20 protein-coding genes are annotated in these 21,125 nt (G+C 28.2%); 17 read left to right on the top strand and 3 right to left on the bottom strand.

The genetic code is table 11. The features are described from left to right. Positions 1-33 precede the first annotated feature (33 nt). On the bottom strand, positions 34-1,092 hold the full coding sequence (gene aroB, locus H518_RS0114525; RefSeq protein ID WP_028889743.1) for a 3-dehydroquinate synthase: 1,059 nt from the start codon (positions 1,090-1,092) through the stop codon (positions 34-36). A 105-nt stretch (positions 1,093-1,197) separates the two neighbouring features. Between aroB and H518_RS0114520 the strand changes: the two genes are divergently transcribed. The 15 genes from H518_RS0114520 to hisIE all read left to right on the top strand — a co-directional run bounded on the left by H518_RS0114520 (position 1,198) and on the right by hisIE (position 17,066). After that, a complete protein-coding gene (locus H518_RS0114520) occupies positions 1,198-2,361 on the top strand; it encodes a proline dehydrogenase family protein (protein WP_028889742.1) in 1,164 nt (387 codons plus the stop codon). Further along, on the top strand, positions 2,361-2,663 hold the full coding sequence (locus H518_RS0114515; protein ID WP_028889741.1) for an LETM1 domain-containing protein: 303 nt from the start codon (positions 2,361-2,363) through the stop codon (positions 2,661-2,663). The genes H518_RS0114520 and H518_RS0114515 overlap by 1 nt, the downstream gene beginning before the upstream one ends. A gap of 66 nt (positions 2,664-2,729) precedes the next feature. After that, the gene (gene typA, locus H518_RS0114510) at positions 2,730-4,502 is read left to right on the top strand and encodes a translational GTPase TypA (protein WP_028889740.1); all 1,773 of its coding nucleotides are present in this window, start codon (positions 2,730-2,732) and stop codon (positions 4,500-4,502) included. A gap of 65 nt (positions 4,503-4,567) precedes the next feature. After that, positions 4,568-4,945, top strand: coding sequence for a hypothetical protein (locus tag H518_RS0114505; protein ID WP_028889739.1), 378 nt, complete (start codon positions 4,568-4,570; stop codon positions 4,943-4,945). A gap of 472 nt (positions 4,946-5,417) precedes the next feature. Then, positions 5,418-5,951, top strand: a complete 534-nt coding sequence (locus H518_RS0114500) for a cysteine dioxygenase (RefSeq protein ID WP_028889738.1) — start codon at positions 5,418-5,420, stop codon at positions 5,949-5,951. A gap of 26 nt (positions 5,952-5,977) precedes the next feature. Then, complete coding sequence (locus H518_RS0114495) at positions 5,978-7,375, top strand: pyridoxal phosphate-dependent decarboxylase family protein (protein ID WP_028889737.1); 1,398 nt, start codon at positions 5,978-5,980, stop codon at positions 7,373-7,375. 572 nt (positions 7,376-7,947) lie between these two features. Continuing rightward, on the top strand, positions 7,948-9,480 hold the full coding sequence (locus H518_RS0114490) for a tetratricopeptide repeat protein (RefSeq protein WP_162143114.1): 1,533 nt from the start codon (positions 7,948-7,950) through the stop codon (positions 9,478-9,480). Between the two features lie 357 nt (positions 9,481-9,837). Further along, positions 9,838-10,695, top strand: a complete 858-nt coding sequence (hisG, locus tag H518_RS0114485; protein WP_028889735.1) for an ATP phosphoribosyltransferase — start codon at positions 9,838-9,840, stop codon at positions 10,693-10,695. An 11-nt stretch (positions 10,696-10,706) separates the two neighbouring features. Continuing rightward, the gene (gene hisD / locus H518_RS0114480; protein WP_028889734.1) at positions 10,707-11,993 is read left to right on the top strand and encodes a histidinol dehydrogenase; all 1,287 of its coding nucleotides are present in this window, start codon (positions 10,707-10,709) and stop codon (positions 11,991-11,993) included. Beyond that, on the top strand, positions 11,986-13,017 hold the full coding sequence (gene hisC / locus H518_RS0114475; RefSeq protein WP_028889733.1) for a histidinol-phosphate transaminase: 1,032 nt from the start codon (positions 11,986-11,988) through the stop codon (positions 13,015-13,017). Before hisD ends, hisC begins: the two co-directional genes overlap by 8 nt. 59 nt (positions 13,018-13,076) lie before the next feature. Further along, complete coding sequence (hisB, locus tag H518_RS0114470; protein ID WP_028889732.1) at positions 13,077-14,210, top strand: bifunctional histidinol-phosphatase/imidazoleglycerol-phosphate dehydratase HisB; 1,134 nt, start codon at positions 13,077-13,079, stop codon at positions 14,208-14,210. Between the two features lie 122 nt (positions 14,211-14,332). Beyond that, positions 14,333-14,914: an imidazole glycerol phosphate synthase subunit HisH gene (gene hisH, locus H518_RS0114465; RefSeq protein WP_028889731.1), complete on the top strand. Its 582-nt coding sequence runs from the start codon at positions 14,333-14,335 to the stop codon at positions 14,912-14,914. Between the two features lie 11 nt (positions 14,915-14,925). Then, positions 14,926-15,645 (top strand): 1-(5-phosphoribosyl)-5-[(5-phosphoribosylamino)methylideneamino]imidazole-4-carboxamide isomerase, encoded by a 720-nt coding sequence (hisA, locus tag H518_RS0114460; protein ID WP_028889730.1) that lies wholly within the window; start codon positions 14,926-14,928, stop codon positions 15,643-15,645. Between the two features lie 87 nt (positions 15,646-15,732). After that, on the top strand, positions 15,733-16,485 hold the full coding sequence (gene hisF / locus H518_RS0114455) for an imidazole glycerol phosphate synthase subunit HisF (protein WP_028889729.1): 753 nt from the start codon (positions 15,733-15,735) through the stop codon (positions 16,483-16,485). Then, on the top strand, positions 16,482-17,066 hold the full coding sequence (gene hisIE / locus H518_RS0114450; RefSeq protein ID WP_028889728.1) for a bifunctional phosphoribosyl-AMP cyclohydrolase/phosphoribosyl-ATP diphosphatase HisIE: 585 nt from the start codon (positions 16,482-16,484) through the stop codon (positions 17,064-17,066). The genes hisF and hisIE overlap by 4 nt, the downstream gene beginning before the upstream one ends. 200 nt (positions 17,067-17,266) lie before the next feature. On the opposite strand, the gene H518_RS0114445 is transcribed toward hisIE, so the two are convergent. Continuing rightward, entirely contained in the window at positions 17,267-18,205 is a 939-nt protein-coding gene (locus tag H518_RS0114445) for a transglutaminase domain-containing protein (RefSeq protein ID WP_028889727.1), read from the bottom strand. Positions 18,206-19,185: 980 nt separating this feature from the next. Here H518_RS0114445 and H518_RS0114440 point away from each other — a divergent pair. Together H518_RS0114440 and H518_RS0114435 are read left to right on the top strand one after the other, a co-directional pair. Then, positions 19,186-19,962: a hypothetical protein gene (locus H518_RS0114440; RefSeq protein WP_028889726.1), complete on the top strand. Its 777-nt coding sequence runs from the start codon at positions 19,186-19,188 to the stop codon at positions 19,960-19,962. Between the two features lie 16 nt (positions 19,963-19,978). Beyond that, positions 19,979-20,371 carry a hypothetical protein gene (locus H518_RS0114435; protein WP_028889725.1) on the top strand — a complete coding sequence of 131 codons (393 nt, stop codon included), beginning with the start codon at positions 19,979-19,981 and terminating at the stop codon, positions 20,369-20,371. A gap of 268 nt (positions 20,372-20,639) precedes the next feature. On the opposite strand, the gene H518_RS0114430 is transcribed toward H518_RS0114435, so the two are convergent. Then, a complete protein-coding gene (locus tag H518_RS0114430; protein ID WP_028889724.1) occupies positions 20,640-21,107 on the bottom strand; it encodes a hypothetical protein in 468 nt (155 codons plus the stop codon). Positions 21,108-21,125: the final 18 nt, after the last annotated feature.

Raw genomic sequence — 21,125 nt, 5'->3', positions numbered from 1 at the left:
AAAAAACGCAACTTAGGTTGCGCTTTTTTTATTTTATAAATTGTAGTATTTTAAACTATCAATAATTAATTCATTCGGAACTTTACAATCAATTTTAAAATCTTCATAGTTTTTTAAGAGTACAAAATTAATTTCTCCAGCTACATTTTTCTTATCATGCTTCATTAATTCCATAATTGCAGAAAAATCTTCTTCTAAAATTGTTACTTTACCATAAATAGCGATAATAGCTTTCTTTAAATCTTTAAGATCATCACAAGGAAAACCTAAAAGTTCGGCAGAAATATAAGCTTCACAAACCATACCTATAGCAATAGCTTCACCATGTGTTAAGTTTTCTTTAGTAGTGTTTTCTAAAAAATAAGATTCAACACCATGCCCAATAGTGTGTCCCCAATTTAACACTTTACGAATATTTTGTTCCTTAGGATCCTCTAAAACAACCTCGTTTTTAATTTCAATAGAACGATGAATTAAATCGATAATATTTAAATCTGCATTATCTTTAATTTCGTTAAATAGGCGAATATCATGTGTCATTCCATATTTAATAATCTCAGCAGTACCAGATCTAATTTCACGAGGAATAAGTGTTTGTAAATATTCAGGATCAAGTACAATCATTTCAGGATTCGCAAACAAGCCAATTTGATTTTTTAAAACACCTAAATCAACACCTGTTTTTCCACCAACAGAAGCATCAACCATACTAAGTAGCGTAGTAGGAATGTTAACAAAATCGATTCCACGTTTAAAAGTAGAAGCGACAAAACCACCTAAATCGGTAATAACACCACCACCTAAGGTAATTAATAAACTTTTTCTATCGGCACCTAACTCGGTCATGGCATTCCAAACACCAACACAAGTCTCTATGTTTTTGTTAATTTCACCAGCCTCAATCTGAATTACTTCTATCGGTTTATCTGTTTCTAATAACTGTATAAATCGAGGATAACAATGTTCAAGAGTATTGTCATCAACCAACATAAAGATAGATGAATAATTATTTTTACGAATTAAATTCGCTAACTCAGTATATGCCTTTTCGTTAAAATGAACAGGGTATGTTACAGCTTGAATTGTAGTCATTGTAATCTATAATTTAGAGGCGAAAATAAATAGAATAATTTAAAAAAATATGATTACAGTCAGTTATATTTGTCTTTACAAACTATAGATTAAATTTTTTTAGTAATGACACTTTTTAATAATACAGAAACGGCTTTTAAATTAAAATCAGACTCAGAATTAGAGCGTGCATATTTTTTATTTAGAATGATACAAAACCAACCAATGGTTCGTATTGGTACAGCGGTAACTAATTTTGCATTAAAAGCGCACTTACCTGTTGAAGGATTAATTCGTTCTACTGTTTTTGATCATTTCTGCGGAGGTGTAACAGAAGATGATTGTTTACCTGTAATAGACAAAATGTTTACAAAAGGTAAAGTACATAGTGTTTTAGATTATTCTGTAGAAGGAAAAGAAGAAGAAGAAAGTTTTGATGATGCATTAAGAATGACAATAAAGACAATCGATTTTGCAGAAGAGAAAAAATCGATACCCTATGCGGTTTTTAAACCAACCGGATTTGGACGTTTTGCTTTGTATCAAAAATTAACAGAGAAAAAAGAATTAACGGTTGAAGAAAAATCTGAATGGATTAGAGTCGTAGAGCGTTTTCATGCAGTTTGTAAATTAGCTGTAGCAAAAGATGTTCCTTTATTAATTGATGCAGAAGAAAGTTGGATGCAAGATGCTGCCGATAATTTGGTTGAAGAATTAATGGAGACCTATAATAAAGAGAAAGCGATTGTTTTTAATACCTTACAAATGTATCGTCATGATCGTATGGATTATTTACGAGAATTACATCAGAAAGCACATCAAAAAGGATATCATATAGGTATGAAAGTGGTACGTGGTGCTTACATGGAAAAAGAAAGAGAAAGAGCTGAGAAAAAAGGATATGCCTCTCCAATATGTAAAGACAAGCCAGAGACTGATAAAAATTATGATGAAGCAATTCGCTTTATGATGGAACATAAAGATATGGCAGTTTTTGCAGGAACACATAATGAAGAAAGTTCTTCTTTATTAATGGATTTAGCAAAAGAATATAATATTAATGCAAACGACAATCGTATGTGGTTTGGTCAGTTATATGGTATGAGTGATCATATTAGTTTTAATTTAGCCGAACAAGGTTATAATGTAGCAAAGTATGTTCCGTTTGGTCCTGTACGTGATGTGATGCCATATTTAATTCGTAGAGCAGAAGAAAATACTTCAATAGAAGGACAAACTTCGAGAGAACTTAATTTATTAAAAACAGAAAGAAAACGACGTAAATTGTAATGAATGCGGTTGACGAAATAAAGGAAGTAATAAAAAAAAATAAAAAAAGAGTAGCAAAAGAACTTCAAGAAAGCAAAGAATTAGTTTTTTTGGTTAAAAAATCGATTACCACAAACTTAACTGATGAAGAGAAGGGAAAGGTAAAAGAACAACTTTTAGATATTTGTAAAGCAATACCTGCTTTTACTGTATTTATGCTACCGGGAGGCGCATTGTTACTCCCTTTATTAATAAAATTAATTCCAGATATTTTGCCAAGTGCCTTTAGGGCAGACGATGAACCTTTAGACGAAGAAAAATAATTCAGCTTCATTTATATTGTTTTCATTTTTAAAACACTACTTTTGCAGCTTCAAAATCGAGCAAGAATGCAACCAATTAGAAACATCGCTATTATAGCACACGTTGATCACGGTAAGACTACCTTGGTAGACAAAATTATAGATCAGGCAAAAGTTTTAGACGATCGTAAAGAACGTACAGACTTATTATTAGATAATAATGACTTAGAACGTGAAAGAGGAATTACGATTCTTTCTAAAAACGTATCTGTAAACTATAAGAACACTAAAATCAATGTAATTGATACACCTGGTCACGCCGATTTCGGAGGAGAAGTAGAGCGTGTATTAAAAATGGCTGATGGTGTTTTATTATTAGTTGATGCATTTGAAGGTCCTATGCCACAAACTCGTTTTGTATTAGGAAAAGCTTTAGAATTAGGTTTAACACCAATTGTAGTAGTAAACAAAGTAGATAAAGAAAACTGTACTCCTGACATTGTTCATGAAAAAGTTTTTGATTTGATGTTTGCTTTAGAAGCTACTGAAGAGCAATTAGACTTTACAACAATCTATGGTTCTGCAAAGAATAACTGGATGAGTACTGATTGGAAAAATGAAACTGATAACATCGTACCTTTATTAGATGCTGTATTAGAATCTATTCCAGAAACAAAGTACAACGAAGGAACTCCACAAATGCAAATTACTTCATTAGATTTTTCTTCTTTTACAGGAAGAATAGCTATTGGACGTGTTTTTAGAGGAGATTTAGAAGCTGGTAAAGATTACATGTTATGTAAAGCTGACGGTACTACTAAAAAAGTAAGAATTAAAGAATTGCACGTATTCGAAGGAATGGGTAAAGTTCAAGTAGATAAAGTTCCTTGTGGAGATATTTGTGCTATTACAGGTATTGAAGGATTTGAAATTGGTGATACTATTGCTGATTTAGAAAATCCAGAAGCATTACCAAGAACAGAAATTGATCAACCAACAATGAGTATGTTATTTACAATTAACAACTCACCTTTCTTTGGTAAAGAAGGTAAATTTGTAACATCTCGTCATATTCGTGATAGACTGTTTAAAGAATTAGAAAAGAATTTAGCTTTAAAAGTTGAAACTACTGATTCTGAAGATAAATTTAATGTATACGGTCGTGGAGTATTACACTTATCTGTATTGATTGAAACAATGCGTCGTGAAGGATATGAATTACAAGTGGGAAGACCACAAGTAATTATAAAAATGATTGATGGTAAGAAACATGAGCCAATGGAAACATTGTCTATCGATGTACCAGAAGATGTTGCTTCTAAAGCTGTAAATTTAGTTTCTTTACGTAAAGGAGATTTAATGATTATGGAGCCTAAAGGAGATTTACAACACTTAGAATTTACAATTCCATCTCGTGGATTAATCGGATTAAGAAATAAGATCTTAACAGCTACAGCTGGTCAAGCAATTATTAACCATAGATTTAGTGAGTACGGTCCTTATAAAGGAGACTTTACTGAAGAAGTAAAAGGAGCAATTATTTCTGCAGCAACAGGTAAAGCTACAGCATATGCATTAAACCGTTTACAAGATAGAGGTAAATTCTTTATTGATGTTAACCAAGAGATTTATATTGGACAAGTAATTGGTGAGAACAGTAAATCTGATGATATGGCTGTAAACTTAATTAAAGGAAAGCAATTAACAAATATGCGTAAATCTGGTACAGATGACGCTATGAAAATTGCTCCAAAAATTGATTTCTCTTTAGAAGAGAATATGGAATATATTAAAGCAGATGAGTACTTAGAAGTTACTCCAGAAAGTTTACGTATGCGTAAAATTGTATTTAAAGCATAAGTTTTAAATTATATATAAATAAGAAAGCTCAAGTTTTAAACTTGAGCTTTTTTTATATTTGCAATATGAGTGATTTTAAACAATTTTTTGAAACATTAGAACATAGTCTTACGAATGATAGTTTTGTAAAACTAACATTAAGCAAGTCTATTAGAAAAAGTGCAGGCTTAATAAATGTGTATATGCGTTTATTTTTGATTGAAGGGAAAGAGGTTTTTCAATTCAAATACCGACATACAGAAGAAGAAAAGTACAAGCAGTTTTCTTTAAAAGAAGCAATATTAGAATTAGAAAAACTATTGATGGAGTCTTTTAGAGCAGGAACTTTATTTACTTTAAATGAAGACTTATTGATATTGGTATCTAAGAAGAAATTGATATCTTACAGAGAAAATGCTCCGAGTTTTAAAAATAAACTACCAGAAGTACCTTTAGAGTCTTAGTTGTAATTTTATTTTACAATTAATAGTACCTAATTTATATTTAACTATTACTTTTTATAGCGTCAATTAAATCTATATTTGAAGAGATGCTTAAGACATTATATTAAAGATTGTGGATTCTTAAGTTGTAATAAGATTCCGTAAAATATCAAGGTTTTTAGCGATAGTTTCTGATAATGCTATAAGCATATAACATTTTTGTAATATATAAGAGATAATACCAATCTTAAAACAGATAGTATCCGAGATAATTTTCGCTCTTAAAAATGTAAGGTTATTTTTTTTAGATAGACTCAATGATATATAAGAGAAATTTTCTATTAAGAAAAATAACATTATTAAGTCTTAATAATTATATGAAAAACTTATATTTGGTAACTTACATTATTAAAACCTTGTAGAGTTACTTGATTAAATTTAGAGGGAAACCTTAGGATTGTATATTAAACGAATATAAAAAGCAACAAATTACTTGAATTCTAACAATCATACTCCTGTAATAATTCAAACATTAGAAGAATTAGTTGCAGCTCTTTCTGAAGGAGAAAGTACGACTTACAATCATATTATACACCTAATAGAGCTCTCGGCTGATATTTTTGACGATTATACTTCATGGTCTAAAGAAAGCTATACTAGGAACTGTATTATCAATAATGAAAAGTTTGAATTAATATTACTTTGTTGGGAACAAGGACAAATTACGCCAATTCATGATCATGGTGGTGAAGAATGCTGGGTAAAAGTTATTAATGGTGAATTTAGAGAAAAGATATATAAAGAGAATGATATAGGAGAGCTTAATGTTACTAAAACAACTATATCAAGAGTAAATGAAGTTACTTACATGAAAGACTTTATGGGTTTTCATAGTTTAGAAAATATATCAAATAAAAGAAGCATGTCTCTTCATTTGTATGCTAAACCGATACGAAAATGTAGAACATTCGATGAGGAAAATAAAAAATTTATAAATAGAAAATTAACTTATTGTACGACAGTATAATAAGTGAAATAATAAAATAGTAATACATGTCTGACATAAATAATGATTTAAGTTTATTTAATGAACTAGTAACTTTTTTAATCAGTGAAGAAGATAAAAAACCAGTAGCAGCAAGAATAGATTCAAATAAATTGTACGACACTATTGACCTTTCGTTAAATGATTCAGCAATGATTGATGATAAGTTTAAATCTTTATTAAAAGAAGTGCTTGTTTCAACACCAAAAACAGCAACAAATTTATTTTTCAATCAACTTTTTGGAGGTAGACAAGGGAAAGCTGTTTTAGGAGATTTATTAGCTGTTTTACTTAATAACAGTATGTATACCTACAAAGTTGCAGGGCCACAAGTTGGTATTGAGCAAGAAATTATAAGGAAATCTTGTGATTTAGTTGGGTACGGATTAAATAGTAATGGTACATTTCCTACAGGAGGCTCTATGAGTAATTATATGGCATTAATAATGGCGCGTGACACTAAAGATCCAAGTTGTAGGTTTGATGGTATGACTAAGCCATTGATTGTTTATACTTCTAAAGAGTCACATTATTCGAATGCAAAAAATGCTAGTTTTGCAGGAATTGGAAGAAATAATATTCGTTATATTCAAGCTGATAACAAAGGGAAAATGATCCCTGAAAAATTAGAAGCACAAATAAAAGAAGATATAAAAAACGGAGGTATTCCAACTTATGTAAATGCAACTGCTGGAACAACTGTCTTAGGAGCTTTTGACCCAATAGATAAAATTGCAGATATTACAGAAAAATATAAAATATGGCTTCATGTAGATGGAGCATATTGTGGTAGTGTAATTTTTAGCGAAAAATATAAGCATCTTATAAAAGGAGTTGAAAGATCTAATTCTTTTAGTTACAATGCGCATAAAATGTTAGGAACACCATTAACTTGTTCGATCATCTTAGTAAATGATAAAAAGCATTTATACGATTCTTTTAGTAATGATGCTGAGTATTTATATCAAACAGACGGAGATGACTTTAACTTAGGTAAAACATCTTTTCAATGTGGAAGGAGAAATGATGCTTTAAAATTTTGGACATTATGGAAATCTGTTGGAACAAATGGATTAAAGAAAATTGTAGAGCAACAATTTAGTTTAGCAAATGTAGCTCTTGATTATCTTAAAAATAATCCTGATTATACTTTATATAGTTTTGATGATTCCATTTCTATCTGTTTTAATTATAAAAATATTGATCCAACAGAACTTTGTACAACATTGTATGAGCATCAAATTACAGTTGTAGGTTTTGGGGCATTTAAAGAAAATACTTTTATTAGGTTGGTAACTATTAATGCAAATAATGAAAAATTAGATATATTGAATTTCTTTAAAGTATTAGAAGAGTTTGTGGAGAATACAATGATGTTAGCAACTCAAAAGGAAATAGGTATTTAAAAACTACTACTTGTTATTATATTAAGATAAGTAATCTTAATAATTTCAATTGAGTTTAAATTGAATTCAAAACAAATAAAACCACCTCTAAAGGTGGTTTTATTTGTTTTGAAAAGAATGTTGTCGTGTTTATTTTAAATAAAAAAACTACCATAACATATATAGGGAATAATGTTTTTGGTAGTTTATAAATATTAATTAATAAGGAAGGGTATAATTAATAAAAGGGGGTTTAATTAAAGAAGTTATTTAATTAAGGGGGAAAATAATAACTTCGGTGCAAATATATAAGAGTAAAGAGTTGATAAATTGATTGTAGTGATTTTGATGTATATTTTATGTCAATTAGCTAATGTGTAATTATAGATTTATAGATAGTTATCTTTTTGTTTTATAGTAGTTTGTGTATTTTTAAATTGTCATTTTTTTTTTAAAAATATTTTGTTGCTGCTTTTTCTTTATAAAACCACTAAAGATGTATTTATACTTTATGTAGTATATTTGACGTATATTTAGAGGGTTATTATGCGAGGAATTGAATTAAATTTCTACGTGAAAATATTATGAAGTGTATGAGGAGCATTTTTTTTAAAAGTAAAAGATATTTAGTATTTGTGTTTTTTCTACTGTCGTCTGTTATAAGCATAAATGGACAGCAAAAAGAAAATATTTCAGAAAAAGAATACGAGGAGATAATTGTTAAAGGCTTTTATAAATTTCAAAATAATGAAAAACCACAGTTTTTAGATAGCTTACTAACAATCATAAAACTTAATAAGTTTACTGTAAAGAAAGATTCAATAAATAGTAAAATATTATACTTAAAAGGAGTTAACAATCTTGAATTAAAAAGATTTAAAAAGGCGGAAGATTTATTCATTGAATCATTTGAATTAGCAAAAAATACAAACGATATATTTTTAATAGGTTCTATATATAATGCTAGAGGGCTTATTTTTTCATCAGAATATAAAAATGTTGTTAAAGCTGCATTGTATTATAAAAAAGCAATTGCAAGTTATAGTGAGGTTGGTAACTTATTACAATTAATTAATACATATTATAATTTAGTTATAAATGCAAGATTACGTGGGGAATGGGAAGAATCGATAACTTATGCAAAAAGTTTTTTAAAATTAATTTTAAAAGACAGTAAAAGAACTGATGGGATAGGTCAAATATATTACTTTATTGCAGACAGTTATTTTGAACTCGGAATGAGTGAAAAAGCTTTAATAAATTTAGAAAATGCAGAAAAATTTATTCCTTCAGATAATAGTAAATTTAATAGTTTAATTAACAATGCGTATGCAAAATACTATGAAAGTAAAGGAGATTATATATTAGCTTTACAAAAATATAAAGAGGTAAATAATGATTTAGAGAAAAAGATTATTAGTGATAATTTAAGAATCAAAGAATCTTTTGTATACGAATTGGAACTAGAAAATGAATTAAAGAATAAACAAAACCTTATTATTAATAACCAAAAAACGAAACTTATTGTAAGTGGTATAATCGCAATTTTTTTTATTGGATTAACCATTTTTTTTATTTTTTTACGTAGAAATAATAACAAAAAAAATAAGCAAATTGAAAATTTAAATATCGATTTAAATTTATTAATAGCTGATCTTAAGAAGAATAATGGTGTCATAATAGATAAGAAAAATGAAATCGAAATTCTTTTAAATTTAAATGAGCAAGCATTGTTTTCTCGAGTTTTAAAAGTATCAACATATAATGATGCTATTCGAAAAATTACTGATGATATCGAAAATATTCCAAATGCATCTAGTTATTTAATTAACATAAATAAAAAATTATTAAGTTTAATTTCTGAAGAAGAATTATGGAATGATTTTAAAATTCAATTTGAGAAAATTAGACCAAATTTTTTCAACAAATTAAAAAATATCTCTCCTAATTTATCAGTTAACGATTTAAAACACTGTACTTATATTGTATCTAATCTAAAGAGTAAAGAAGTTTCACAATTAATAAGTGTATCACCAAGAAGTGTTGAGACTACGAGGTATAGGTTGAAGAAAAAAATGGGCTTAGAAAAAGAGGAAAGTTTATATGATTTTTTAGTTGATTTATAGTCATATTTTAGAGTTTGAAGTATTAATAAAGGAAAATTACTTCTGTTGTTTATAACAATAATTATGGAGTATAAAAGCATGAATAAACTACTAAAAATAATTATTTTTTAAATTTTTAAGAAAAAGGTTGTGTATTTAAAATAAAAGACAAACATTTGCAGTAATAAAATAAGAACATGAATTTTAATCAATTACATCATCATCATCATCATATTTGCACTCAAGCGAACTGAAGATGTATTGATTAAAAACAAAATATATTTTAAACCCGTTTGAGTAAATCAAACGGGTTTTTTGTTTCTTTTTTTTAGAAACAATCTTCAAGTCAAGGTTTACTCAAATTAATTAACAAACAACATGAGTAAATTAAGAATAGCAATTCAAAAATCAGGTAGACTAAACAAAGAGTCATTAGAACTTTTAAAAGACTGTGGAGTTTCTATAGACAATGGAAAAGATCAATTAAAAGCTTCAGCAAGTAACTTTCCATTAGAAATTTTTTATTTAAGAAATGGTGATATTCCCCAATATCTAAAAGATGGAGTTGTTGATGCGGCAATTATCGGAGAAAACTTATTAGTAGAGAAAGGAGAAGATATTCAATTTATAGAAAAGTTAGGTTTTTCTAAATGTAAAGTTTCTTTAGCTATTCCTAAGGGAGAAGAATACAACGGATTATCATATTTTCAAAACAAGAGAATTGCAACTTCATATCCGAATACAGTTAAGAATTTTTTAGCGTCAAAAAATATAACAACTCAATTACACATTATAAATGGTTCTGTAGAAATTGCTCCGAATATAGGGCTTGCAGATGGTATTTGTGATATTGTATCTAGCGGTTCTACACTATTTAAAAACAACTTAAAAGAAGTTGAAGTAATTTTAAAATCGGAAGCAGTTTTAGCTGTTTCACCTAAATTAGATACAGTACAACAAGAGATTTTAAATAAATTACAATTTAGAATTCAATCGGTTTTAAAAGGAAGAAGATCAAAATATATTCTTTTAAATGCACCCAATAATAAGCTAAACAAAATTTTAGATATTTTACCAGGAATGAGAAGTCCTACTGTATTGCCATTGGCAGAAGAAGGATGGAGTTCGGTACACTCAGTATTAGATAAAAATGAATTTTGGGAAATCATTGATGAGTTAAAAAATAATGGAGCAGAAGGTATTTTAGTGTGCCCGATAGAAAAAATGGTTGTTTAAAAATAAGAGAGATGAAAGCGATAGAATTAAATAAAAATAATTGGGAATCACTATTACAACGACCAACAAAGACGGTAGAAGATATAGAAAAAACCGTTACTAAAATATTTAAAGAAGTTAAGGTTGATGGAGATATTGCTGTAAATAAATATACATCACTTTTTGATGGTGTTAATTTAAATACAATAGAAGTTACTTCAAAAGAAGTTGTAAATGCAGGTAAGTTAGTTTCAGAAGAATTAAAAACGGCAATACAACAAGCAAAAAATAATATTGAAGTATTTCACGCAGCTCAAAAAACTGAAAAAGTAGCAGTAGAAACAACAAATGGTGTGTTGTGTTGGCAAGAAAAAAGAGGCATAGAAAAAGTTGGATTATATATTCCAGGAGGAACAGCACCTTTGTTTTCTACCGTTTTAATGTTGGCAGTTCCAGCAAAAATAGCAGGCTGTAAAGAAATTGTTTTATGTTCACCACCAGATAAAAGCGGAGAAATAAATCCAGCTATTTTATACACAGCAAACATTTGTGGAGTAACTAAAATATATAAAGTTGGCGGAATACAAGCAATAGCAAGTTTAACATTTGGTACTAAAACAATACCTAAAGTATCTAAAATATTCGGGCCAGGAAACCAATATGTAACTGTAGCAAAACAATTAGCAACAAAATATGGAGTTGCTATTGATATGCCTGCTGGGCCAAGTGAATTATTAGTTATTGCAGATACATCAGCAAATCCATCATTTGTAGCTTCAGACTTATTGAGTCAAGCAGAACACGGTGCAGATAGTCAAGTCGTTTTAGTATCTGATTCTAAAGAATTAATTGATAACGTTTCTAGGGAGATACAAAAACAGGTCTTAGATCTGCCAAGAAAAGAAATTCTTGAAGAAGCTTTAAAAAACACAAAAGCTATTTTAATTAAAGATGAAGAGGAAGCAATTAATTTTGTGAACGATTACGCGCCAGAACACTTAATAATAGCAACCGAAAATGATGATTTTTTTATTGATAAAATAATAAACGCAGGCTCGGTATTTATAGGAAATTACACTCCTGAAAGTGCAGGGGATTATGCTTCAGGAACCAATCACACATTACCAACAAACGGATTTGCAAAAGCATATTCAGGTGTAAACTTAGATAGTTTTACGAAGAGTATTACGTTTCAAAAAATATCAAAAATAGGTATTCAAAATATTGGTAAAACAATTGAGTTAATGGCAGCCGCAGAAGGTTTAGAAGCTCACAAAAATGCAGTTACACTAAGATTAAAAGAAATTAATAATGTTTAATTTAACTAAAATAGTTCGTCCAAATATTCAAAAATTGCAAGCATATTCATCAGCAAGAGATGAGTTTAAAGGAACTGCTGAAGTGTATTTAGATGCAAATGAAAATCCTTTCGGAATTTTAAATAGGTATCCAGACCCTAAGCAAACAAAAATTAAAGAACGACTAACCGAAATAAAAGGTGTTGCTAAAGATCAAATTTTTGTTGGAAACGGTAGTGATGAAATAATTGATTTAGCTTTTAGAATTTTTTGTGAACCAGGAAAAGATAAAGCCTTAACTTTTTCACCAACCTATGGTATGTATGATGTATCGGCAAACATTAATGATGTTGAATTAATTAAGCAGCCTTTGGTAAACGATTTTCAAATAAGTTTAAATCAATTAGAACCATATTTAGATATGGACGACGTGAAAATTATCTTCATTTGCTCCCCTAATAACCCTACAGGTAATTGTTTTGAAGAAGAAAGCATCGAATATATTTTAGATAATTACAATGGAATCGTAATTATTGATGAAGCATATATTGATTTTAGTTCAAGAGCATCTTTTATAAAAAAGATAGCTAAATACCCTAATTTAATTGTGAGCCAAACCTTTAGTAAGGCATGGGGATTAGCAGGTGTAAGAGTCGGAGCTGCTTATGCGAATGCTGCTATAATTAATTTGTACAATAAAGTAAAACCGCCTTACAACGTAAGTACTTTAAATCAAGAAGCTGTAGTAACATCTTTAAATAATTTAGAAGAGTTTAGTGCTAATAGAGATGTTATTATCAAAGAAAAACAAAAGCTGATAAGTGAGTTAAAAAATATTGAATTAGTTAAAAAAATATATCCATCAGAAGCTAATTTTCTTTTAATAGAAGTAACAAAAGCAGATTCAATATATAATCAATTGGTAGCTGAAAAAATTATAACTCGTAATAGAAATACGCTTGTAAACAATTGTTTACGAATTACAGTAGGAAGTTCAGAAGAAAATATAAAACTAATTGAAGCATTAAAATCAATCTCAAATTAATCGTCATCTCTAGCACAGACAAGAGGTTTTTAATAAACATTTGATTTAAAACAAGAAACATGAAAAAAGTATTATTTATAGATAGAGACGGAACTTTAATTAAAGAACCAGCAGATGAGCAAACAGACTCGTTTGAAAAATTAGAATTTTATCCGAAGGTATTTCAAGGATTAAGTAAAATAGCAAAAGAGTTAGATTTTGAATTGGTATTGGTAACAAATCAAGATGGCTTAGGTACATCTGTATATCCTGAAACAACTTTTTGGCCAGTGCATAATTTTGTAATGAAAACTTTAAAAGAAGAAGGAATTGTTTTTTCAGAAGAAATTATTGATAGAACATTTGCAAAAGACAATCAACCAACAAGAAAACCAAATACAGGCTTGTTAACGAAGTTTTTTTCAGAAGAATATGATTTAGCAAATTCATTTGTAATCGGAGATCGTTTAACAGATGTTGAACTAGCTAAAAATTTAGGTTCGAAAGGAATTTATATAAATGATGAAACTTTTTTAGGAACAGATGAAATTACTGTAAAAAGAAGTGAGTTAGATGAATTTATCGCTATAGAAAGCAGCGATTGGAATGCTATTTATGAGTTTTTAAAATTAGAAGAAAGAACTTCAAGAATTGTTAGAAATACGAATGAAACTAAAATTGATATTCAATTAAACCTCGATGGTACTGGTAAAAGTACGATTAACACAGGAATTGCTTTTTTTGATCACATGTTAGATCAAATTGCACGTCACGGGCAAATGGATTTAGATATTCAGGTTAAAGGAGATTTAGAGGTTGATGAACACCATACTATTGAAGATACGGCCATTGCTTTAGGAGAGGTTTTTAATAAAGCATTAGGCAATAAATTAGGTATTGAACGATATGGGTTTTGTTTGCCAATGGATGATTGCTTGGCACAAGTAGCAATTGATTTCGGAGGTAGAAATTGGCTAGTTTGGGAAGCTGATTTTAAAAGAGAAATGGTCGGTAAAATGCCAACCGAAATGTTTTTCCACTTTTTTAAATCGTTTACTGATGGAGCTAAATGTAATTTAAATATAAAAGCAGAAGGCGCAAATGAACACCACAAAATAGAAGCTATTTTTAAAGCATTTGCAAAAGCAATAAAAGTAGCAGTAAAAAGAGATAGTAGTAAAATGATTTTACCATCAACTAAAGGAACATTATAAACAATTATGAATTATAAGAAGTTCTATGGTGGTTTTTTTGTCATTTCGAGTGAAATTACTTGAAGCAAAGCTGAAAGTAATTTAGTATCGAGAAAACAAAAAACATAATTTAAAATTAATATATGATTGCAATTATAAAATACAATGCAGGTAATATACGATCGGTAAAAAACGCCATTACTCGTTTAGGATATGAGAGTATAATTACAGATAATCCTGATGAAATTAGGCAGGCAGAAAAGGTTATTTTCCCTGGTGTTGGTGAAGCTAGTTCGGCAATGGCATATTTAAAAGAACGAAAACTAGATGAGCTTTTAGTATCTTTAAAACAACCAGTGTTAGGAATCTGTTTAGGGTTACAGCTTATGTGTAAATCATCTGAAGAAGGAAATACAACATGTTTGGGTATTTTTAATACGCAAACAAAACAGTTTCCTCCGTTAAAAAAAGTGCCACACATGGGTTGGAATAACTTTGAAGAAATAAAAACATCAAAAATAACAGAAAAGCTAACCATTTCTGATGATGTATATTACGTACATGGTTACTATGCTGATATTTGTGAAAACACCATTGCAAGTTGTAATTACATTCAGCCATTTAGTTCAATTATGCAAAAAAATAATTTTTATGCAATGCAGTTTCACCCAGAAAAATCTGCAAGCGTAGGAGAAAAATTATTAAAAAACTTTTTAGAGTTATAAAACTAGAAAAAATGAGAATTATACCCGCTATAGATATTATTGAAGGAAAATGTGTACGCTTAACAAAAGGTGATTATGCAACTAAAAAAATATATAATGAAAACCCTGTTGAAGTAGCTAAAGAGTTTGAAGACAACGGAATTGAATATTTACATTTAGTAGATTTAGACGGCGCAAAATCGCAACATATTGTAAATTATAAAATATTAGAACAAATTGCCGCTAAAACCAATTTAAAAATTGATTTTGGAGGTGGATTAAAATCTGATGATGATTTGCGCATTGCTTTTGATAATGGAGCAAGTCAAATAACAGGAGGAAGCATTGCTGTAAAAAACTCGGAGGTATTTACAGGATGGTTTGCTAAGTACGGAGCTGATAAAATTATTTTAGGAGCAGATTGTATTAATCGAAAAATAGCGACGCACGGATGGTTAGAAACATCAGAAATAGATGTTATTGATTTTATTATGCAATATGAAAAAATAGGATTAAAAAACACCATTTGTACTGATGTTGCCAAAGACGGAATGTTACAAGGTGCTTCAGTTGATTTGTACCAAGAAATTTTAAGTAAAAGCGCTATAAATTTAATAGCAAGTGGTGGTGTTTCTAAAATAGAAGATTTATTTCGATTGAAAGAAATAGGTTGTGAAGGTGCTATTTTAGGAAAAGCTATTTATGAAAATAGAATTTCATTAAAACAACTACAAAATTTTATAATAAATTAATACGTCATTACGAGGAAGAATAACGAAGTAATCTTTCTATAACTAAAGATTGTTTTATTTTATTCGTAATGATGACAACTATTAAACATGTTAAAAAAAAGAATAATACCTTGTTTAGATATTAAAAACGGAAGAACCGTAAAAGGTGTCAATTTTATAGATATTAAAGATGCTGGTGATCCTATTGAATTAGCAAAGCAGTATGTAAAAGACGGAGCAGATGAATTGGTTTTTCTAGATATTACAGCAACATTAGAAAACAGAAAAACATTGGTTGACTTGGTAGAAAAAATAGCCAAAGAAATAAACATCCCTTTTACAGTTGGTGGTGGCATAAGTTCTGTTGATGATGCGTTGGCTTTAATTAAAGCAGGAGCAGATAAGGTGAGTATTAATTCATCTGCAGTTAAAAACCCGCAATTAATAACCGATTTGAAAAATCGTTTCGGAAGTCAGTTTGTAGTAGTTGCCATTGATACTAAAAATGTAAACAACGAATGGAAAGTGTTTACAAAAGGAGGAACAAATGAAACAGCTTTAGAAACGGTAGCTTGGGCAAAAGAAGTTGAAAAACTAGGAGCGGGTGAAGTTTTACTAACCTCAATGAATAATGACGGTACCAAAGCAGGTTTTGCAATTGATATAACAAATGATGTTAGTAAAGCGATAAATATTCCTGTTATAGCATCAGGAGGAGCAGGGAAGGAAGAGCATTTTAAAGAGGTGTTTACAAAAACAGAAGCAAGTGCAGGTTTAGCAGCAAGTATTTTTCACTTTGCAGAAATACCAGTACCAAAATTAAAAGAATACTTAAAAGAACAAAACATACCAGTACGATGAATATAGATTTTACAAAAGGAAACGGTTTAGTACCTGTAATAATTCAGAATGATACCACATTACAAGTGTTAATGTTAGGCTATATGAATGAAGCAGCTTTTTTGAAAACAAAAGAGGATAAAAAAGTTACTTTTTTTAGTAGAAGTAAAAACAGATTATGGACAAAAGGAGAAGAGTCTGGTAATTTTTTAGAGGTAAAAGATATTCAGATTGATTGTGATAACGATACTATTTTAATAAAGGCAATACCAGCGGGACCAACTTGCCATAAAGGAACTACTTCTTGCTTTGCAGATGAAACTCCCAAAGGTTTTTTATATGAATTAGAACGAATTGTTAGTGATCGTATAGATACTGATAATGAAACTTCATATACAAACAAACTGTATAAAAGAGGTATTAATAAAGTAGCACAAAAAGTAGGAGAGGAGGCTGTAGAGTTAGTTATTGAAGCAAAAGATAATGATGCTAATTTATTTAAAAATGAAGCCGCCGATTTGTTTTATCACATTCTAATTCTCTTAAAAGCAAAAGGTTTTACGTTAAGTGAAATTGAAGCAGTTTTAAAAGAAAGAAACTAAAATTTCTTCGCTAACAGATTCGGCTATGTTTAATCGGAAATTAATAAGCAATTAATTTCCGATTAAACACTTAGTCAAAACTTTTTATCTTCTTTTAATTTTTCATTTTTTAAAGCCAAATCAAAAGATTTGGCGGACATTATAAAAATACATTAAACACCAAACCCGTATTAATTTTAGCCAATGTTGCCACGAGTTGATTATATTGTTTTGAAATTAATTATGTTATAATATTCTGTAAGGATGTTTTTTAAAAGGTTTATTTTATAAAATCCGTTTTGAGATACTTCAGGCTTATTAAATTTTAAATAAGTAAACCCACCTTGTTCAATGGTAGTTATATTTTGAATTGGATTAAAGTTTTTATTGTCTTTGCTAAATAGTAATTTTATACTCCAGCTTTTGTTTTTATTTGTCTTAAAAACAAGATAATAGAATTCTTTATCTGCTTTTAACTTTGGGGAATCAGTAAATCCATTCATAAACCAAAAAGGTTCAATAAATTTAGAGTTATTGAATTCTACTAATGATAGAGGTTTTTCCAATAATTGCCATTCAGGATTTTCAGGATAATGTGTTATTATGGCTAATTCTGGTTTTATATCAAAATAATATTCTGATTGTGATATATCATTTGAAGTTCCCCAAGTAGTATCTACAATTATCCATTTTTCATTTAGTTTAATTGCGTTCCAACCGTGACGAAAGTCATCATCTTTTTTTAATTCAACATAATGATTTCTACTATCTCGAATATGCCCACTTATTATTACAGATTCAATATCCATTTGATCCATAAACCATTTAAAAATATTTGAATATCCAGCACAAATCCCTTTTCTATTTTTATAAACTTCAAATTTACTTTGTCTATTGTAAAGTTCGCTTGAAGAGATTATTCCATCATTCCTTTCTCTCAGTGATTTATTATTATATTCTATATTGGTACTTGTCCAGTAGAAAAAAAATTTCGCTAAATTTTCCTTATTATCAAGATTATTTTTTGCAAATTCAGTTAAACCTTTTAAATCAAGTTTCATCTCGCCAGTTTCTCTAACTAATTTCATTATTGAATTATCTTGAGAAAATCCGTAATTAGTTATTAATAAAAAGAAGAATGTTAAAAGGATTTTTTTCATAATTGATGGTAATTTTTTTAAGAATATAAATCCGTTTTAATGATTTATATTCAAGGTTAGCGAAGTTCATGTTTTCTAGATTGAAAATCAAGAAGAGAAAAACTAATTTTTAATTATGAAGGTGTAAAATCTACAAACGATAATCTGGAGCAGTGTAAGAGGAAAAGGTACTATGAGTTAAGTAGAAAATAGAAAGTTTTGTAATTGTGAAATAAGTTAGTACGTAATGAATCATGATGTTTCTATATAGCTCAAATAAATAGTATAGAGGTTGATAGTTAAATATATGTAACTAAATACTTGTTTTGAGTGGGGGAGTGTTGCTCTTGTTGTCAGTTCGAGCATTACTGAAATAAAAAGATGATTTTATTGAAAGTAGCAAACGAAGTTTACGAGAACTATTAGCCTGTAAAAAAATAGGTTTCGACTGCGCTCAACCAGACATTCTTCAAGATATTCCAATTAAAATATAAGGTAGTTATCTGTTGAGCTCTAAAATAGTAATTATATGAAACTTAGTATTGCGTAAATTTAATGAAGAGTTTGTTTTCTGCCTTAGTTCTTTGTTGCTTGTAGTTTTTATTCATAAGTTCAATTTTATTCGACAAAGTATCAACTTTAAAGTAAAAAGGTTCTGAACGATTATTATCATTTTCACTAGGCTCAAAGTCAAATCCGTTTTCATAATATTTCCAAATTCCTTTTTTCGAGTATTTATTCCGTTATATCTTTTTCTTCAGTTTCTTTATATTTAATAATGTTTGACTAAGATAATAAAAATATACCGCTCTCTAAAAGAGTTTATAGTAACATATATCTAGATTATTTTGAGAGGAATTTAAGATAGAAACACAAATTTGATAATAAATATACTAAAAAGTGAGGGCGAGCCTTACTTTTTGTAAGGTTTAACCTAACCAATACTACTTTTTAATACTATAATTTTGAAAAATTATAATAATAATTTAAAATAATATATAATGAAAAAAATACAATTTATAGGAGTAGTTTTAATGTTAACTATTTCAATACTTTCTTTAGTTAAGTGTAATAGTAATGAGAGTTTAATAGAAGAAAAGGATGAATTGAGAAACAAAATTCCTTTAGGATTAGTTGAGATGAAAAAACTTAATTATGATGCTAATAAAATGGGGGAAATTCACAATTTAGGTTTAAGTTTATTTATTAAGAATAACCCCAATTATATTTATACTGGTTTTAATGATTTAACTGAAGACATAAATAAAGAATTTATAAAAGGTAAAAAAGATTATAAATTAGAATCATCAATTAATTATAAAAGCTTAAATTTTTATAATAAATCAATTTTAAAATCTAAAAATGCGTCTAATAAAAGTTACTCAGAATTAATGGATTCTTTTATTGATGGAAATGTTAGTAAAGATGTTCAATCTATATTTAACAAAATTTCAATAAATAAGTTTACTTTTGAAGAAACAAATAATTTTATAAATAAAGAAATAGCTAACAATAAAAATTTGTCAATAATTGAAATCGAAACATTAAATACATTTATTGTAATAGCAAAACATTCAAATGATTTTTGGACTAATTATATAAAAAATGAGGGCGAAAATATAAAAAGTTTAAATAGAGCTAGTATGAGATGTGATGCAGCAAGTCAAAGGTATATGTCAGATGCTTTTGGATTTATTACTTTTGGAGGATTAGGAAGTATAGGGATGTCTTGGTTAGTTTATGAAATGCAGGAAGATAGAGGAGGTTCTTGTATATAATATAAAAACAAAAAAAATGATTAAAAGAATAATAGATGAATTAAGTTATTATAATTATAAGCTAAAAATAAAGGATGATTTAATAATTGTAGATTTAGGTTTTGGTTTGGGTACTGAAATAAAAGAAATTAATAATACAATTATAATTAAAGGAGTTTTTTTTAAATTTAATATGATTACAGGTTTATTAAAAATGAGTATTAAAAACTCTATATTATATAATTCCTTCTGGATTTTATTTCTCTTATTTATACAATTATTTTATAATGAATATGAATATAGTTTAGCCTATTTACCTTTTATAATTTCAGGTTGGTTTTTTTTATGGTATTCTTATTATTTATTAAATTTTTATACGTCTAAAATTATTTTTCATAATTTAATAAATTCAATCAAAAATCAAAAATAAAAGAAAAACCCTTTACTAATTTAGTAAAGGGTTTTTAATACAGATTTCTCCTCGTTCTGATAGTGTTATTTCATTGAGAAAAGTCTCCATATTTTGAGTTGTATAGTTTTATATTTACTTAACATAAATAATTGTTTCAATACTTTGTTTTTATTGCATGTCTTTTTTTTATACGAATAAGTGAGGTATCAATAATTTTGAACAGCACTACTCTAAGTCATAATAAACTACATTATCTTAATTTATTTAGTTTCTTATTACAAAAGATTTACCAGTCAGGTGTTCCCGTTAAACCTTCTACTTTAATTTTTTGGTACCCTACAATACTATCCCCAATCATTTTCTTCTGATATTGATGATATTCCCCACAGTCATGAGCTCCAACTGAAAAATATTCAAATAAAACTAAATTCTTTTTTAATTTATAATAACCTATTTTTCCACTTCTTAAATTATTAAATTGTTCTTTTTCTTTAAGGTTTGGATTAATACCGCTTATTAGAACTTTACCATTTTTAAAAAAACGATAAAACGTTTCTTTGTTTTTTGAAATATAAATACTTTCTAGTTGAAGATCATTTAATTCATTTTGTTTTTTACTTAATTTAAACTTATTTTTTTTAGGTCTGTTACTGCCGTATTCAGTTGTATAGAATTTTTTTTGAAGTATAGGTGTACAGCAACTACTCAACAAAAATAACAGACAAATAATTTTAAAAATTTTATTCCTTCCCATTTTTCTGTTTTTAATATC

Source organism: Tenacibaculum ovolyticum DSM 18103 (assembly GCF_000430545.1).
GTDB lineage: Bacteria > Bacteroidota > Bacteroidia > Flavobacteriales > Flavobacteriaceae > Polaribacter > Polaribacter ovolyticus.
This window is presented reverse-complemented; position numbering and strand designations above follow the sequence as displayed.

What these genes read in the sequence shown, in the direction of transcription:
- hisG (WP_028889735.1), top strand. Translation starts at nt 9,838, where the DNA reads ATGAGTAAATTAAGAATAGCAATTCAAAAATCAGGTAGACTAAACAAA.
- H518_RS0114515 (WP_028889741.1), top strand. Translation starts at nt 2,361, where the DNA reads ATGAATGCGGTTGACGAAATAAAGGAAGTAATAAAAAAAAATAAAAAA.
- H518_RS0114435 (WP_028889725.1), top strand. Translation starts at nt 19,979, where the DNA reads ATGATTAAAAGAATAATAGATGAATTAAGTTATTATAATTATAAGCTA.
- hisIE (WP_028889728.1), top strand. Translation starts at nt 16,482, where the DNA reads ATGAATATAGATTTTACAAAAGGAAACGGTTTAGTACCTGTAATAATT.
- typA (WP_028889740.1), top strand. Translation starts at nt 2,730, where the DNA reads ATGCAACCAATTAGAAACATCGCTATTATAGCACACGTTGATCACGGT.
- hisF (WP_028889729.1), top strand. Translation starts at nt 15,733, where the DNA reads ATGTTAAAAAAAAGAATAATACCTTGTTTAGATATTAAAAACGGAAGA.
- H518_RS0114490 (WP_162143114.1), top strand. Translation starts at nt 7,948, where the DNA reads ATGAGGAGCATTTTTTTTAAAAGTAAAAGATATTTAGTATTTGTGTTT.
- H518_RS0114505 (WP_028889739.1), top strand. Translation starts at nt 4,568, where the DNA reads ATGAGTGATTTTAAACAATTTTTTGAAACATTAGAACATAGTCTTACG.
- H518_RS0114520 (WP_028889742.1), top strand. Translation starts at nt 1,198, where the DNA reads ATGACACTTTTTAATAATACAGAAACGGCTTTTAAATTAAAATCAGAC.
- hisA (WP_028889730.1), top strand. Translation starts at nt 14,926, where the DNA reads ATGAGAATTATACCCGCTATAGATATTATTGAAGGAAAATGTGTACGC.
- H518_RS0114430 (WP_028889724.1), bottom strand. Translation starts at nt 21,107, where the DNA reads ATGGGAAGGAATAAAATTTTTAAAATTATTTGTCTGTTATTTTTGTTG.
- H518_RS0114495 (WP_028889737.1), top strand. Translation starts at nt 5,978, where the DNA reads ATGTCTGACATAAATAATGATTTAAGTTTATTTAATGAACTAGTAACT.
- hisB (WP_028889732.1), top strand. Translation starts at nt 13,077, where the DNA reads ATGAAAAAAGTATTATTTATAGATAGAGACGGAACTTTAATTAAAGAA.
- aroB (WP_028889743.1), bottom strand. Translation starts at nt 1,092, where the DNA reads ATGACTACAATTCAAGCTGTAACATACCCTGTTCATTTTAACGAAAAG.
- H518_RS0114440 (WP_028889726.1), top strand. Translation starts at nt 19,186, where the DNA reads ATGAAAAAAATACAATTTATAGGAGTAGTTTTAATGTTAACTATTTCA.
- hisD (WP_028889734.1), top strand. Translation starts at nt 10,707, where the DNA reads ATGAAAGCGATAGAATTAAATAAAAATAATTGGGAATCACTATTACAA.
- H518_RS0114445 (WP_028889727.1), bottom strand. Translation starts at nt 18,205, where the DNA reads ATGAAAAAAATCCTTTTAACATTCTTCTTTTTATTAATAACTAATTAC.
- hisC (WP_028889733.1), top strand. Translation starts at nt 11,986, where the DNA reads ATGTTTAATTTAACTAAAATAGTTCGTCCAAATATTCAAAAATTGCAA.
- hisH (WP_028889731.1), top strand. Translation starts at nt 14,333, where the DNA reads ATGATTGCAATTATAAAATACAATGCAGGTAATATACGATCGGTAAAA.